The organism is Cryobacterium sp. M23 (assembly GCF_002929655.1).
Classification (GTDB): domain Bacteria; phylum Actinomycetota; class Actinomycetes; order Actinomycetales; family Microbacteriaceae; genus Cryobacterium; species Cryobacterium sandaracinum.
This window is the reverse complement of the sequence record NZ_PJJV01000066.1, coordinates 22,502-38,620: the sequence shown is the minus strand read 5'-3', so window position 1 is coordinate 38,620 and position 16,119 is coordinate 22,502. Positions and strand designations below refer to the sequence as shown.

The 16,119-nt window shown below is 70.1% G+C and carries 9 protein-coding genes; 8 read left to right on the top strand and 1 reads right to left on the bottom strand.

What is annotated here, in order from left to right; translation table 11 throughout:
- Positions 1-4: 4 nt before the first annotated feature.
- Positions 5-484 carry an Lrp/AsnC family transcriptional regulator gene (locus CXY82_RS07305; protein ID WP_104170334.1) on the bottom strand — a complete coding sequence of 160 codons (480 nt, stop codon included), beginning with the start codon at positions 482-484 and terminating at the stop codon, positions 5-7.
- Positions 485-1,079: 595 nt separating this feature from the next.
- Here CXY82_RS07305 and CXY82_RS07300 point away from each other — a divergent pair.
- From CXY82_RS07300 to CXY82_RS07265, 8 genes are all read left to right on the top strand, one after another.
- Positions 1,080-2,153, top strand: coding sequence for an FHA domain-containing protein (locus tag CXY82_RS07300; RefSeq protein WP_104170333.1), 1,074 nt, complete (start codon positions 1,080-1,082; stop codon positions 2,151-2,153).
- A gap of 28 nt (positions 2,154-2,181) precedes the next feature.
- Positions 2,182-2,988, top strand: a complete 807-nt coding sequence (locus tag CXY82_RS07295) for a PP2C family serine/threonine-protein phosphatase (RefSeq protein WP_104170332.1) — start codon at positions 2,182-2,184, stop codon at positions 2,986-2,988.
- Between the two features lie 118 nt (positions 2,989-3,106).
- A complete protein-coding gene (locus CXY82_RS07290) occupies positions 3,107-4,561 on the top strand; it encodes a serine/threonine-protein kinase (protein WP_104170331.1) in 1,455 nt (484 codons plus the stop codon).
- On the top strand, positions 4,558-10,491 hold the full coding sequence (locus tag CXY82_RS07285) for an Ig-like domain-containing protein (RefSeq protein ID WP_146069064.1): 5,934 nt from the start codon (positions 4,558-4,560) through the stop codon (positions 10,489-10,491). Before CXY82_RS07290 ends, CXY82_RS07285 begins: the two co-directional genes overlap by 4 nt.
- A gap of 21 nt (positions 10,492-10,512) precedes the next feature.
- Positions 10,513-11,484: a MoxR family ATPase gene (locus CXY82_RS07280; RefSeq protein WP_104170329.1), complete on the top strand. Its 972-nt coding sequence runs from the start codon at positions 10,513-10,515 to the stop codon at positions 11,482-11,484.
- Positions 11,481-12,854 (top strand): DUF58 domain-containing protein, encoded by a 1,374-nt coding sequence (locus tag CXY82_RS07275; RefSeq protein ID WP_233199241.1) that lies wholly within the window; start codon positions 11,481-11,483, stop codon positions 12,852-12,854. Before CXY82_RS07280 ends, CXY82_RS07275 begins: the two co-directional genes overlap by 4 nt.
- Before the next feature lie 41 nt (positions 12,855-12,895).
- Positions 12,896-15,265, top strand: a complete 2,370-nt coding sequence (locus CXY82_RS18365) for a transglutaminase-like domain-containing protein (protein ID WP_104170328.1) — start codon at positions 12,896-12,898, stop codon at positions 15,263-15,265.
- Entirely contained in the window at positions 15,262-15,909 is a 648-nt protein-coding gene (locus CXY82_RS07265; RefSeq protein WP_104170327.1) for an FHA domain-containing protein, read from the top strand. The genes CXY82_RS18365 and CXY82_RS07265 overlap by 4 nt, the downstream gene beginning before the upstream one ends.
- Positions 15,910-16,119: the final 210 nt, after the last annotated feature.

Below are 16,119 nucleotides of genomic sequence, written 5' to 3'. Positions count from 1 at the left end.
TTTTTTACCGTGTTCCCCAGTTGTAGAACTGCTTATGGAGTTTGAGATAAACGAAGGTCTCGGTGGAGCTGACGCCCTCGAGACCGCGGATCTGTGAATTGAGGAGGTCGATCAGTTCGTCGTCGTCCTCGCAGACAACTTCGACCAGCAGGTCGAAGGAGCCGGCCGTCAGGACGACGTAGTCGACGGCTGGAATGGCGGACAGCCGGTCCGCGAGCAGTCGAGTGTCCCCGGTCGCGCGGATGCCGATCATGGCCTGGCGGTAGAAGCCCAGCTGCATCGGGTCGGTGACGGCGACGACCTGCATGACGCCGGCATCCGTCAATTTCTGCACGCGCTGTCGCACTGCGGCCTCGCTCAGGCCCACCGCCTTGCCGATTTCGGCATACGAGCGTCGGCCGTCGGCCTGGAGCTGCTCGATGATCTTCTTCGAGACCTCATCCAGTGGTGCCGGCCTGCCCGCATTGCGCCCGTTTACGCTCATCCAGCGAGTATGCCAGCGGGAGGGACCTCAGGCAAGCGATTCCGCAGCAATTCACGTCAAACACAACGGAATCCTTGGAAGATTGTCTGGTTCAGGCTCGGTTCCCGCCGCTGGGATGATCGCTGCTGGCGAGGTTCCGCCGGCTCATCGAACCACTCGGGAGCTCCGTGAGAGCTCGCGACCTTCCCAATTTCGTCGACGGCGGCCATCGTGGATAACCAATTCGACGGAGATTTTGTTTGAAACAGCTGCTTCGGCGGGTTTAGGGCCGATCCAGCCAAAATCTCCGTCGAATTGGTTCGGGACAGAGTTGATCCTCGGCCTCGGCTCGGATCGACGTGGTGGCCGGAACGGACGTTCATCCCGCGCCGCGGTCCACTGCTCGCTTGCGTCTGCGGCGAGAGCAATCGCCTCGTCGCGGAGATGCCGTACGGCGGATTCACGCACTCCGGTACGGTAAAGACCTGTCGATGTATGTGCTCGAGGACTACACGCGAATCACGCACGCCATGTCGTAGATCGGCCACCGACCTGATCGGCCACTGAATCGGCGTCCGAATAATGATCGTCAACGTAACGGAAAGGCACCATTCCCGTGGGGCGCGTCGGATACGAAACCGGTCCCGGCACCGAAGCCGCCTGGACCTTCGTCGTGGGGCGCGGCTTCATCGCCGCCCTGCCCGCCGGCACCCCGGCGGGCATCACCCTGACCCTGGCCGCGCTCGTTACGGCACCCCACGTCGAAGCCGAAGAGCTCGTCGCCCTGTTGCCGCTCGGTGGCGAGCACGCCGTCGAGCACTTCGCGGTGATCGTTCAGCGCGCTCCCACGGACGAGGACGGCGTCCCCGTCTCCGTGATCGTTCGCGGCGAGGTTGCGGTCGACGTGTACTCGGTCGGTGGGTCGCGCCGGTTCTCGGACGTCAGCATTCGCCCCTGGCTGTTGGCCGACTTCCTGGCCGTGACCGGGTTCACGGTGGGTTCCACCGGGCGACCCGTGGCCTCCTCGCGCGCCCTCGACTCCGGCCGGCCATTCGGGCTCGGATCCGTGCTCGCGAACACCCTGTTCTGGTCGTTCGCGGAGCACAGCCAGGCCGAGTCAGCGCAGGCCGACGCAGCGCAGGCCGACGCTGCGCTGACTGACGACTCACCTGCCGACGATGCCACGATCGTGCGCTCCGGCGCCGCGGGCCGCGCGGCGGATGCCGACACCGTTCTCGCCCGCCCGGCCGGGGCCGACACCCTGATCTCCGACGTCCGGGCGCCCGGGCAGCCCGGGCCTGCGGCCGGCGCACGGGCCCGGGCCGCCGAGGCTCGCTTCGCGTTCCGGCTGCCGAACGGGGAGGAGATCCCGCTGGACCTTCCCTGCCGGCTCGGTCGCCGACCGCGAGCGCCGCGCATCAGTGCCGCCGCGCCGGTGCGGCTGATCGAGGTTGCCTCGCCCACCTCCGCCGTCTCCGGCACCCACGTGGAAATACGACAGGAGGGCGGCTCTATCGTCGTCACCGACCTCGGTTCCACGAACGGCACCGTGGTGGCTCCGCCACGCGGGCGCAGGCAACGGCTTCATTCCGGCCAATCGCTCGCAGTGCTGCCCGGTACGACGGTGCACTTAGGGGACGGTAATATCATCGAGATCCTCCCCGCAGCCGGCAACACGCCCGGTCAGTAATCGCGCGGCAATTTCGGAAGGCACAACCGTGACCCAGATTGGTCAAGGCTCAACCGGTTCCATCGTCGTACTTCCGTCGGTGCAGAAAACCGTGACGCTGGCCTGGGCGGCGATCACCGACACCGGGCACCGCCGCCAGATCAACGAAGACAGCCTCGTCGCCGAAATTCCCGTCTTCGCGGTCGCCGACGGCATGGGCGGTCACTCCGCTGGCGACGTCGCCAGCGCCGCCGTCGTGACCCGGCTGGCCGAGCTCGCCGGAACGGACCACGTCGAAGCGGAGGCGATCAACGACGCGCTCAGCCGTTCCGTCGTCGACATGGCCTCGGGCGAGGGTGTGACCGACCTTGGCACCGGAACGACCGTGACGGGCGCCGCGCTGGCCGTCGTCTCCGGCGAGCCGCAGTGGATCGTGTTCAACATCGGCGACTCCCGGGTGTACCAGCTCACCTCCGGCGTGCTGGAGCAGGTCACCACCGACCACTCCGTGGTCCAGGAACTCGTGGACGCGGGCCGGATCACCAGGGACGAAGCGGATGTGCACCCGCACGGCAACATCGTCACCCGCGCCGTGGGCTTCCACGAACCACCCGTGCCCGACTATCGCATCCGCCCCCTCCAGGCCGGGATGCGGCTCCTGATCTGCTCCGACGGCCTGACCAAGGAGCTGACGGCATACGGCATCCGTCATTTCTTGATCTCCAACCCTCGGGCGGATGACGCGGCCAGGGCTCTCTTGGAAGCCGCGCTCGACAACGGCGGCCGCGACAATGTCACGGTGATCGTGCTCGACGTGATCACCGTCAGCGATGTCGTACCCCCAGAGTTGGGGTAGCTTTCTACCGCCCGTCCGGCAGCGAGACACCTAAAATTAGGGAGCGCCTGTCGAGTCACCCGGTCGATATGCGCCTATTCACGCACGACCCGCACTGATGATGACACCGGGAGGCGACATGGCACGGCGCTTACCCTCCACGCCGCCGAACCTGCCGGGATTCTCCTATCTCCGTCCGCTCGGATCCGGCGGTTTCGCCGACGTGTTCCTCTACGAGCAGAACATGCCCAGGCGCCAGGTCGCGGTCAAGGTACTCCTGTCCGAGATCGTCAACGACCACGTGCGCCAGCTGTTCCAGGCCGAGGCCAACCTGATGGCCCAGCTGAGCTCGCATCCGTCGATTCTCACGGTTTTCCAGGCGAGCGTCTCCGCGGACGGACGACCGTATCTCGTCATGGAGTACTGCTCCTCGACCCTCAGCCAGCGCTACCGCTTTGAACCGCTCTCGGTGCCGGATACCCTGCGGATCGGTGTGAAGATAGCGAGCGCCGTCGAGACCGCGCACCGGTCCGGGGTGCTCCACCGGGACCTGAAGCCGTCCAACATCCTGGTCACCGCGTATGGGCACCCGGTGCTGTCGGACTTCGGGATCGCCGCCACCCTCGGCGAGGCCGAGAGGAGCGACGCCATCGGGCTCTCCATTCCGTGGTCGGCCCCTGAGGTGCTGCTCGGCGAGATCTCCGGGTCGGTCGCCTCGGAGGTGTGGTCGCTCGGCGCCACCCTCTACTCGCTCTTGGTCGGTATGTCCCCGTTCGAAGTGGCCGGTACCGAGAACGGTTCGGCCCAGATGATGGCCCGCATCAACAAGGCCCGCGTGCCGCCGCTCGACCGCGCCGACGTGCCGGCCCGGCTCGGCGCCATCCTGAATCGCTCGATGTCGCGGCGGCCGGAACTGCGGCAGCCGAGCGTGCTGGAACTCATCCGAGAGCTTCAATCGGTGGAGGCCGAACTCGGTCTCGCGCAGACGCCCCTCGAGGTGGAGCAGGACGGCTGGGCCGTCGCTGCCCTCGCCGACCAGGAGGACCGGACCCGGATCACGGGCATCAACTCAGTCGACGCCTACGCCGGCCGCCGCCGCCGGAAGGCGTCGCCAACCGGCCTCGGCGCGCGCTCGGCGACCTCGGCACTGCTGAGTACCGGGCAGCTGACCACCGGCCCGCAGGGGGACACTGTGACCACCCGGCCCAAGAAGCGGAGGCGCACGCTCACGGTATGGGGACTCGTGTCTGCGGCGGTGATCATCGTGGGACTCGCGACCACGGCGGCGACCGTGCTGGTGACCCAGGCCGGCACCGGCATCCCTCTGGTCAGTGATGTGGATGGCGCGCTCCGCTCTGGAACCATCGTGTTCAGCTGGTCCGACCCCGGGGTCCGGGACGGCGACACCTTCGTGGTGACCCTGCGCAGCGGTCAGAGCAGCATCCAGCGGGGAACGGAATTCCGGGTCGACCCGCAGGGACAATCTCGGGTCTGTGCGACCGTCACGGTCAACCGGGACGGCAAGCTCGGCGCTCCGAGCGGGGAAAAATGCGTCGACACCCGCCTTCCGGGCGCGTCCGGCGGCGCCGGGTGATCCGTCGCTGGCTCGCCCGCCACCGCTCGCTCTTCGCCACCGCGCTCAGCGGCACCGTGGTCGTGGCCGTCATTGCCACCGTGGCCATCGCCTCCGGTGGATACACCGCGCAGCGCCTCGACCTCGGAGACGCGGCCGTCTGGGTGAGTAACGAGGCCCGCCAGGTCGTCGGGCGAGCCAATACGGCCGTCTTCGAACTGAACACGGTGGTCAGCGCCGGAAGCACCAGCCTCGACGTGGTGCAACGGGGCGCCACCGTGCTGGTGCTGGACCGTGGCAACAGCGCCCTCGACATCCTCGACCCCGCGACTGCGGAGGTGGCCGACAGCGTGGCCCTGCCGCCGGACGCTGCCTCGGTCTTCTTGGCCGGCGACCGGGCGGTGGTCACCGCGAACGGCGACGTCTGGAGCGTGGCCGCGAGCCAGCTGTCCGAGTTCGACAGCACCACCGAGCCGACGCTGGCCTTCGGTGCCGGCTCCGTGGTCAGCCTCGACGAGGCCGGCGTGCTGTTCGCCTTCACGCCGGCGACGGGGGAACTCTCCCAGGTCGACCTGCTCACCGCGGACACCATTACCAGCACGGTCACGCTCACGGCCGGCGAAAAGGATGACCGCTACCAGCTGACCAGCGTCGACGGCCGGTGGGCGCTGCTCAACGCGTCGAGCCGGCGACTGTTCCAGGCGGAGGGGGTTGAAGACCTGTCCGGGAGCATCCGTTCCGGGGATGAGCCCGTCCTGTCGGAGCCGAGCGTGACGGGCGACCGCGTTCTCATCGCCCACCGTGAGGGGCTCATTGCGGTGCCCCGTGCCGGCGGACGCCTGACTCCGCTCGTCACCGGCCGGAGCGGGGACGCCGCCGCGCCCGTACAGGACGCCTACTGCGCCCATGCCGCCTGGTCGGACGGCACCGTCTGGCGCGACTGCGCGGCGGCCGGCGCGGAGGGCGGCGCCGGAAGCGACGGCGCCACCGCCACCCTGTCCGGCGTCGCCGGGGACGCCCGGCTGGCCTTCCGCCGGAACGGAACCGGACTCGTGCTGAACGACGCCCGCAACGGCACGACCTGGGCAGTGCAGCAGGGCAACGAACTGATCGACAACTGGGCCGAACTGATCGACACCGACCCCGATCAGCAGCAGGTCGAGCAGGCGGCTGACGACACCCCGCCGGAGTTCGAGAAGTCCCAGGTGCCACCCGTCGCTGTCGACGACGCTTTCGGCGGCCGGCCGGGACGCACCGTCACCCTGCCCGTGCTGCTCAACGACTTCGACCCCAACGGCGACGTGCTGGTGATCTCGGCGCTCACCCCCGTGCCCGAGTCGGCCGGGCGGCTCGAGCTCGTGGCGGACACTCAGCAGGTGCAGCTGACCCTCACGCCGGAGGCATCCGGATCACTGAGCTTCGACTACATCATCGACGACGGGCGCGGCGGGAGCGCCTCGGCCACGGTCACGGTCGCGGTGCGCTCCCCCGAGGAGAACGCCGCACCCGTGCAGGCCCGCACGACGAACACCACGGTGCGCGCCAATGGACGGGTGACCACGGCGGTGCTGGGCGACTGGGTCGACCCGGACGGCGACCCGTTCTATCTGGCGGCGGCGACCGCGCCCGCACCGGACCAGATCAGCTTCACGCCGGCCGGGTCCGTCGTCTACACGGATGCCGGCGCGGGCGGGGGCGCGAAAACGGTGGGCCTCACCGTCTCCGACGGCCGTGCCGGCGGGGCCGGCGCGCTCTCGGTGATGGTGCGGCCGAGCGGCTCGGTGCCCATCGTCGCCGAGGCGTTCGTGGTGCTTGCGACCGCCGGCAGCGAGGTGGCCGTGTCGCCGCTGGAGCATGTGCGCGGCGGATCGGCGCCGCTGCGCCTGAGCAGCGTGCCGGCCAAACCCGAGGTGAACATCACCGCGGACTTCGACGCCGGCACCTTCCGGTTGCAGAGCAGCGTGGTGGGGGTGCACGAGATCGAGTACGCGGTGACGGATGGCGAACTCACCGCCACCGGACGCATCCGCGTCAACGTGACGGCCGCGCCCGACGCCAGCAGCGCCCCCGTCACCGTGCCGCACACCGCCTTCATCCGCGGCCAGCAGGCCACCCTCGTGGACGTGCTCGCCACGGACTCCGATCCGGCCGGTGGGGTACTTTTGGTGACGGGTATCACGGATGTCCCCGCCGACAGCGGACTTCGAATCGAGATCCTCGACCAGCGCATCCTGCGCGTGACCCTGACCAAACCCCTCGAGGGCGGCACGGCCGTGTTCGGCTACCGGGTCAGCAACGGCCTCGCCGACGCCGCGGGCACGGTGACCGTGATCGAGATCCCGCCGCCGGCCCAGAAGCAGGCCCCGATCGCCGTGCCGGACTCGATCTCCGTGCGCGTCGGCGACGCCATCGACATCCCCGTGCTCGCGAATGACGAGCATCCCGAGGGCGACACCCTCACCCTGGCGCCGGAGCTCGCGACCGAACTGCCCGCCGGCGGCGGTCTGCTCTTCGTCTCGGGTCGGGTGCTGCGGTTCCTGGCGCCGGACACGGCCGGCAACGTCACCGCCGTCTACCGAGTGAACGCCCCGGACGGCCAGTTCGCGAACGCCGAGGTCAGCATCGCGGTGCGGGAAGCCGATCCCACCTCGAACAGCGCCCCCGTGCCGAAAACCGTGACGGCCCGCGTGCTCGCCGGGGACACGGTGAGCATCCCGATCCCGCTCTCCGGCATCGACCCCGACGGCGACTCCGTGCAACTGGTCGGCCAGGAGACCAGTCCGGAGAAGGGGTCGGTCACGGTCACAGGCGTGGACTCGCTCGACTACACGGCCGGGGAGTACTCGGCCGGCACGGACACGTTCAGTTACTCGGTGGTCGACGCGCTCGGGGCCCGGGCCGTCGGCACCGTGCGGGTGGGGATCAGCCCGCGCCTCGACGGCGCCCGCAACCCGGTCGCCACTCCGGACGAAGTCGTGGTGCGCCCCGGCAGTACGATTGCCGTGCGGGTGCTCGGCAACGACTCCGACCCCGACGGCGGCACCCTGAGCATCACCGGCGTGGAGGCGAGCGGCCAGGCGAGCGGCGAGGCCGACTCGGGCACCGCCGTCGTCGACGGCGACACCGTGGCCGTGACCTCACCCGTGACACCGGGCCGCTACGGCTTCATCTATGAAATCCAGAACGTGCGGGGCGGAACGAGTTCCACCTTCCTCACGGTCGTGGTCCGCGAGGACGCCCCGCGCTCGCGTCCGGATGCACGCGACACCCACGTGCCGCTGTCCGACGTGCTCGAGGCCCGGACCGTCGACGTCGACGTGCTGGCCAACGTCTTCTTCGCGGAGGGGCCGGCAACCGCATTGGCTCTGACGGTGCCCGAGCGTTTCTCGGGAATCGCCGAGGTGACGCCGGCCCGGCGCATCCGGGTCACGGTGGGCTCGACCAGCCAGATCATCCCGTTCGCGGTGACGCACCCGGAGGACGCGAGCATCGTGTCCTACGCGTTCATCTGGGTTCCCGGGACCGACGACGCCCTACCCCAGGTGCGCCGCGGTGCCCCGCCGCTGACCGTGCAGAGCGAGGCGCTGCTCTCCATCGACATCAACGACTACGTCGTCGCGGTCGGCGGAAAAAAGGTGCGCCTCACCGACCGCAGCCTCGTGCGGGCGACGCATTCGGACGGGGCCGACCTGGCCCGGAACGACACCGGCCTCGCGTTCACGAGCACCGACAAATACTTCGGGCCGGCGTCCATTTCGTTCGAGGTCACCGACGGTTCGGGGCCTGAAGACCCGGATGGGCGCACGGCGACCATCGTGCTGCCCATCGAGGTCACGCCCCGCGAGAATCAGCCGCCCGGTTTCAATGGAGCGGTGCTCGAGTTCGAGCCCGACCAGGAGAAGGTCATCGACCTGACCCGACTCACCAGTTACCCGTATCCGAACGACCAACCTGAGCTGGCGTACACCGTGCTCGACCCGCTTCCGACCGGTTTCAGCTACGCGCTCGACGGGCAGACGCTCACCCTGCGCGCCACGGAATCCACCCCGAAGGGCGCGCGGAGCACGATCACGATCGGCGTGCGCGACGGCGTTCAGGAGGGCCGAGCCGGCCGGATCGACCTGCGCGTGGTCGCGTCAATGCGACCCGTCGCCATCCCCGTGACGGATGCCGCGGTCGCTCCCCGCGGTCGCACGACCGTCGTCGACGTGCTCGCGAACGACGGCGCCACCAACCCATTCCCGTCCGTGCCGCTGCGCGTGCTCGCGGTGCGCGGCCTGGACGGCGGCGCCGTTCCGGCCGGGGTGAGTATCACGCCCAGCACGGACCGAAGCCGGCTGTCGGTCCGGGTGTCCTCGGACGCCGCGCCGACCGACCTGACCCTGCAGTACCAGGTGGCCGACGCGACGAACGACCCTGCCCGCTACGCCTGGGGCACCGTGCGCATCTCGGTGCAGGACAAACCCGACCCGGTGTCCAGCCTGCGCGTCACCGGCTTCTTCGATCGGGGCCTGTCCTTCTCGTTCAACGCCGGGGCCTTCAACAACTCGGCGATCACCGGGTATCAGATTTCCCTCCTCGACGCCGCGTCGGGGGCCGTGCTGTCCACCTCGCTCTGCTCAGCGACCTCCTGCCAGGTCGCGACGCCCGGCAACGGCCAGGGCAATGCTCTGCGTGTGTCGGTTGCCGCGCAGAACGGGATCGGGCTGTCCGAGGCGACCATGCTGTCCGATCGGGTGTGGTCCGACTCGGTGCCGACCGCGCCGACCGGCCTGGTTGCGGAGCCGCTCGACGGCGGGCTGCGCCTGCGCTGGAACACGGTTGCCCCGGTGGGCGGCGGGACGGCGATTCGCGGCTATTTGGTGACCCGGAACGGCGCCGTCCAGGAGGAGGTCAGCGCTTCCGGATCGAGTTGCGCGGCGGGAACCTGCTCCGTCGACGTGATGGGCCTCGTTAACGGCGTGAACACCCCCTTCACGGTCAGCGCCCGCAACGACGCCTACCCGGCCCTGGCCGGTTGGAACAGCGCGGCCGGGAGTGCGACGCCGTTCGGCCCGGCCCGCGCCGGCGCGATCACGGCCAGCGCGGCCGACGCCGCCGGAGCGGTGACCGTGACGTGGGACGGGTTCGACGGCCGCGGCGCCCTCATCGGCGGCTACTTCGTGCAGCGGCTGCGCGAAGATCAGGTTCCGACGGGTGCGCAGGCGTGCACGGTGTCCGCGTCGGGGGAGCTTCAGCCACCGACAGAGGGCGGCATCGTCGCCCAGCAGAAGGCGCTCGGCGGCGACGCGAACAGCACCGTGTTCGACAGCCTCCTCGCGGACAACGGCCGCTACTACTTCGCCGTCTGGGGGTACAACAAGGCCGGCTGCGCCCCGACGGCGGTGGCGAGCGTTCTCGTGCGCCCGGCGCCCGGACCGGTCACCGATGTGCAGAGCACCATGGCGGCGCGGGGCGATGCCTGGGATCTGCGCGTCGACGGGATCAACCCGAGTGCGGGCATCCGGGACTACCGGCTGCGCGCGGTCGACGGCTCCGGCGGGTTCGTTCCGAGATCCGAGGTCGTCTTCAGCGGGGCCGGCTGGCCGCGCGAACTTCTGAGTCTCCCGTTCGGTGAGATTGTGCGTTATCAGGTTTCGGCCTGTACCGACTGGGGCTCGTGCGGGCCGTGGTCGGGCACGCTGACCGCGCCCGAGGCCTCCGTCAGCTTCACCGTGACCGGGCTTGCCTACGACCCGGCCACCGGAGTCATCAGCTGGACCAACGGGCCTCAGAACAACGGCCTTCCCGCCGCCTACAGCTGCTCGGTGCCCGGCGACGCCACGGTGACCCCGCGGGATGCCGACTCCCCGAACACCTGCAGGTTCGGCACCGACGCGCCGCCCCCGCCGGCCGGCGCCGTGCTTCTGGCGCTGACCGTGAATAATCAGACCTATACCTATGCGCCGTGAACCAACGAAAGTGATCACCCCATGACGATGACCGCGGAGCAGGCGGCCCAGTTCGCCGACGTTTTCGACCGACTGGTGACCGGGGTCGAGCAGGTGCTGCTGGGCAAGCACCACGTCATCCGGATGTCGTTCACCGCGCTTCTCAGCGGCGGACACCTGCTGCTCGAGGATGTGCCCGGCACCGGCAAGACCTCGCTCGCGCGCGCCATCGCACAGAGCGTGCGTGGTACCAGCAACCGGGTGCAGTTCACCCCCGACCTGCTGCCGGGCGACATCACCGGAGTGAGCATCTACGACCAGCGCAGCGGGGCGTTCGAATTCCACCGCGGGCCGGTCTTCGCCAACATCGTGCTGGCCGACGAGATCAACCGGGCCAGCCCGAAGACCCAGGCCGCGCTGCTCGAGGTGATGGAGGAGGGTCAGATCACCGCCGACGGCGTCACCCACCCGGTGGCGGCCCCGTTCATGGTGATCGCCACCCAGAACCCGATCGAGCAGGCCGGCACATACCGGCTACCCGAGGCGCAGTTGGACCGATTCATCATGAAGGCCTCCATCGGCTACCCGGACCACGCCTCGACCATTCGCATCCTCGAAGGTGCCGGGCAGCGCGCGCACGAGGTGACCGTGCCTCCGGTGGTGTCCGCGGCGACCGTCGTCGAACTCGCCGCCCTGGCCCGCACCGTCTACGTCGACGCCACCATCAACGACTACGTGGCGCGACTGATCGACGGCACCCGCACGAGCTCCGAGGTACGTCTGGGCGTCAGCGTGCGCGGGGCGCTCGCGCTGATCCGCACCGCGAAGACCCTCGCCGCCGCGAACGGCCGCCACTACGTGGTGCCCGACGACATCAAGGAGCTGGCTGACGCCGTGCTCGCGCACCGGCTCGTGCTCGACCCCGAAGCCGAATTCGACGGCGTCACCGCCTCCAGTGTGATCGCCCGGGTGCTGATCGAGACTCCGCCGCCCAGCGACAGGCAGGCTGCGTGACGCAGATCGTGCCGGGTCCGGGCGCAGGCACAGCTACCGCGCCTGCGCTGCTCGCGCCCGCGCCGCCCGCTACTTCGCCGGTCGCAGTCTCCGGTGACGGCCGGCTGGCCGACTTCGTCGCGGCGGGAGTCCGGTTCGGGTTGGAATGCGGTGCTCGTGTCGCCGGCGCCCTGCGTGCGGTCTTGTCCGTGGTCACCCCGCTCGGCTGGGCCGTCCTGGCGGTCGTGGGGGTCTCGTTCCTGTTCGGCTATGCGCTGGGCTGGACCGAGCTGATCGTGATCGGCTGGGCCGGGCTCGTGCTCCTGGTGGCGGCATCCTGTTTCCTGATCGGTCGGAACGCGTTCGAGATCCACCTGCACCTGCCCGTGGATCGGGTGGTCGTGGGGGAGCGGGTGCCCGGCCAGGTGAGCGTGCGGAACCCGACCCGCCGGAGGGTGCCGGGCGTGGGCGTCGAGGTGCCGGTCGGCTCCGGGCTGGCCGAATTCTCGATGCCGAGCCTCGCCCGCGGCGAGGACTTCTCGGACGTCTTCATCGTGCCGACCCGCAGACGCGGCGTGATCCCGATCGGTCCGGTGCGGACGGCGCGCGCCGACCCGATCGGGCTACTGCGCCGGGAGATCGTCTGGGCCGAACAGGTCTCGCTGTTCGTGCACCCGCGCACGGTCTCGATCCCGAGCATGAGCACGGGCTTCATCCGCGACCTTGAGGGCAATCCCACCCGTGACCTGACCAACAGCGACGTCTCGTTCCACGCGCTGCGCGAATACGTGCCCGGGGATGAGCGGCGCACCATCCACTGGAAGAGCACCGCGAAGACCGGCCGCTACATGGTGCGCCAGTTCGAGGAATCCCGCCGCAGCCACCTCATGGTCGCTCTCAGCCTGGCGCAGTCCGACTATGCCGGCGAGGACGAATTCGAGATGGCCGTCAGCGTCGCCGGCAGCCTGGGGGTGCGGGCCATCCGCGACGCGCGCACGGTCTCCGTTGTCGCCAGTGCGGTGCCGCCGGACTCCAGCCGACGACGGATGCCGGGACTCCGTCCGCTGAGCACCCTCACCCGCACCCGGCTGCTCGACGATCTCAGCGGCGTGAAACGCTCCCTGGCCGCCCTGCCGGTCAGCGAGCTGGCCAGGGCCGCAGCGGACACCGTGGCCGGCATCTCGGTGGCCTTCCTGGTGTGCGGGTCGGCCACCACCCTCACCCAGGTGCGCACGGCCGCCAGCCGTTTCCCGGCCGGCGTCGACGTGGTCGCCGTGATCTGCGCCCCGGAGACCGTCCCCAGCCTCCGCCGCGTGGCCGACCTGAGCGTGCTCACCATCGGCTACCTCGACGACCTGCAGCACAGTCTCGCCCGAACGAAGGCGGCATGAGCGCGCGGGGGATGAGGAGGGGCGGCGCGCGCCGAGGCGGGATGGCGGTCCGCGGCATCCGTCTGGACTGGCGCTTCATCGTCGGCAACACCGTCGGGCTGCTCCTGGCGACCCTGATCGCGAGCGCCTCGCTCTGGCCGGCCTATCAGAGCCGCGAGTTCATCGTGCTGGTCGGCGTCACCTTCGGGCTGGGTACCGTCGTCGCCATACTGGGGGCGCTGTTTCGCTGGGGCACCTGGCTGGTGGCGCTTTCCACCGTGGGGCTCTACCTACTCGCCGGGGTGCCACTGGCCGTTCCCGGTCGGGCGGTGCGCGGCATCCTGCCCACCCCGGACGGCCTGCTCGACCTGCTGGCCGCGACCGCGCTGAGCTGGAAACAGCTCGTCACCATCGTGCTTCCGGTCGGTTCCTATCAGGCGCTGCTCGTGCCCGCCTTCATCCTGGTGCTGCTCAGCACCGTGATCGGGCTGTCGGTCGCCCTCCGCGCCCCGGTCGGCGAGCTCGGCACACTGGCCCCCGCCATCCTGTTCGTCAGCGGCATCGTGCTGGGCCCGACGGTCGCGACCATGCCGATCGGAACCGGTCTCGGCCTCTTCGTCGTGCTCCTGTTCTGGCTGCTCTGGTTTCGCTGGATGCGCCGCCGTTCCGGCGTGCGGCTCGCCCTGCAGCAATCCCGCCGCAGCACGGCGTCGTCGTCCGACCGGCGGCTCGCGGCGGCCCGCGGGCTGGTCAGCGCAGCCGTGATCGTGGCGGTGGCGATCGCCGCCGGAACCGGGGCCGCGGTCGTGCTGCCGGCCGACGTGCCGCGCGACGTGCTGCGCGCTCGGGTGCAGCAGCCGTTCGACCCTCGGGCCTACCCGAGCCCGCTGAGCGAATTCCGCGGTTACCTGCAGGCCGGACGGGCGGATGCGGTGCTCCTCGAGGTGACCGGCCTCCCGAGCGGCGGCCGCCTCCGCTTGGCCACCCTGGACAGCTACGACGGGATCGTCTACTCGGTCGGCAGCGACCAGGTCAGCAGCGCGTCCGGCTCCTTCACCCGGCTGCCGGACCGTCTCGACCAGTCCCTGGTCGACGGCGACCCGGCCACCCTCACGGTGACCGTCGAGGGCTACACCGGCGTCTGGGTGCCCGGCGCCGGCCAGCTCGAACGCATCACGTTCAACGGCCCCACCCGGATCCTGCGCTCCGACTCCTTCTATTACAACGACAACAGCGGCACGGCCGCGGTGCTCACCGGGCTGGTCCGGGGCGATGGTTACCAGAGCGTGGGCGTCATCCCGCGGTCACCGGACAGCCTGGCCGACCTGCGCCCCGGCAGCGCCGTGCTGCCTGCGCCCGCTGTTCTGCCGGACGAGGTCGAACAGGCGCTCGCCCGCTACGTGCAAGCCGGCGACCCGCCCGGTGTGCAGCTGCAGGCCATGCTCGACGGCCTGAAAACGGATGGTTACATCAGCCACGGCATCCTCCCGGACGAACCGGCGAGCCGGTCCGGGCACGGCGCCGACCGCATCAGCGAGCTGTTCACCGACCAGCCCATGCTCGGTGACGCCGAGCAATACGCCGTGGCCGCGGCCCTGATGGCGCGCCGGCTCGGCTTCCCGGCCCGGGTCGTCATCGGCTTCGTGCCGCAGGCGGCCGCCGGCGCCGAGGCCGCCTCCGGGGCCGAGGCGGTCCCCATCGTCGGTTCCGACATCTCGGCGTGGATTGAGGTTTCCTCCACCGAGGGCTGGGCCACGATCGATCCGAACCCGGCCGTGCGGGACATCCCGGCTCGGGCCCCCGATGACCCGTCGGTGGTTTCCCGGCCGCAGTCGGTTGTGCCCCCGGCCCTCCCCGACCCGGTGGAACTGCGCGAGCCAGCCCCGCCGGAGAGCACCAGCGACGACCCGCCGGAACCGCTCAACCCGCTGCTGGTCTTCCTGCTCGCCGCGGCGACCATCGCCGCCTGGACGCTCCTCGGTCTCGGCGTGCTGATCTCGCCCCTCCTGCTGATCGCCCTGGCCAAAGCACGCAGGCGGCAGCTGCGCCGCACCCGGTCCACACCGCTCGACCGGATTCGGGGCGGCTGGCGAGAATTCACCGACGCCGCCGTGGACCATGGCATCGATGTTCCGGTGGGGGCCACCCGCACGGAACTGGCCGCGCTGGTGCCGGGAGCGGAACCTCTGACACTGGCGGTCGCCGTTGACCGTGCCGTGTTCTCCCCGGAACGGCCGGGCAATGCCGCCGCCGAGGACGTGTGGACCGCGGTCACCGACCTACGTCGCTCGCTCAACGCGGGGAGCAGGCGCACCGATCGGCTTCGGGCCCTCGTGTCGTTGCGTTCGCTGGGTCGGTACGCTGGAGGGGAATCCGTTCGCCGAACTGCCCCGAGCGGGAGCGGCCCTGCACCGGGAGGAGCCCGCCCATGAACTGTCTGATCTGCGGTGCGCAGCTTCCCGTCGGCGCCATGTTCTGCGGCGAATGCGGCAGCTCGAGCACGGCCACCCCGCTAACCCGGAAGCGACCGGACCCGCGGCCCAGCGACACAACGGTCATCCTGCCGCTCCGTCGGCGCTCCGTGATCTCGGTGCCGGTCGTGTCGGTGCCGGTCGTGTCCGCCCCGGTCGAGGTGCCGGTCGTGTCCGCCCCGGTCGAGGCTCNGGTCGAGGTGCCGGTCGTGTCCGCCCCGGTCGAGGCTCCCGCCCCAGTGCCGCTCCAGGCTCCGGAACCCGCCCCCGCCCCTACCGCGTCCCTGTTCGTGCTCCAGTTCAGCACGGGGGAGACGATCTCGGCCCTCGGCACCGGCCTGATCGGTCGCCGGCCGCTGCCCCAGCCGACCGAACGCGTCGACATCCTGGTGCAGATCAACGACCTCGGCCGTTCGGTGTCGAAGAGCCACCTCGAGTTCGGCCAGCACGACGGCGAGTTCTGGGTCAGTGACCGGTACTCGGGCAATGGCACCATCATCCGTCGCCCGGATGCGGTGGCGGTGCGCTGCGAACCCGGCCGGCGCTATCTGGTGCCGCGTGGTTCCCGGGTCGAGATCGCGGACCAGTTCTTCATCCTCAAATAGTCCCTCACCAACTGACCCCTCCCCGGCCAGATGAGTGTGCCCAATGACCGTGGGCGCTGAAGGTCCGCGGATTGGAGTGTTCCGCGGCGGTTATGCCCGGTGCCGGTGCCGGTGCCGGTGCCGCGCCGCTGCCGCCGCCGAGCCGACGCCGCTGCCGCCGCCGAGCCGACGCCAACGCGGACGCAGTCGACCCGAACGAATTCGACGGAG

Coding starts and splice junctions, on each gene's coding strand:
- CXY82_RS07280 (WP_104170329.1), top strand. CDS start 10,513: ATGACGATGACCGCGGAGCAGGCGGCCCAGTTCGCCGACGTTTTCGAC.
- CXY82_RS07290 (WP_104170331.1), top strand. CDS start 3,107: ATGGCACGGCGCTTACCCTCCACGCCGCCGAACCTGCCGGGATTCTCC.
- CXY82_RS07305 (WP_104170334.1), bottom strand. CDS start 484: ATGAGCGTAAACGGGCGCAATGCGGGCAGGCCGGCACCACTGGATGAG.
- CXY82_RS18365 (WP_104170328.1), top strand. CDS start 12,896: ATGGCGGTCCGCGGCATCCGTCTGGACTGGCGCTTCATCGTCGGCAAC.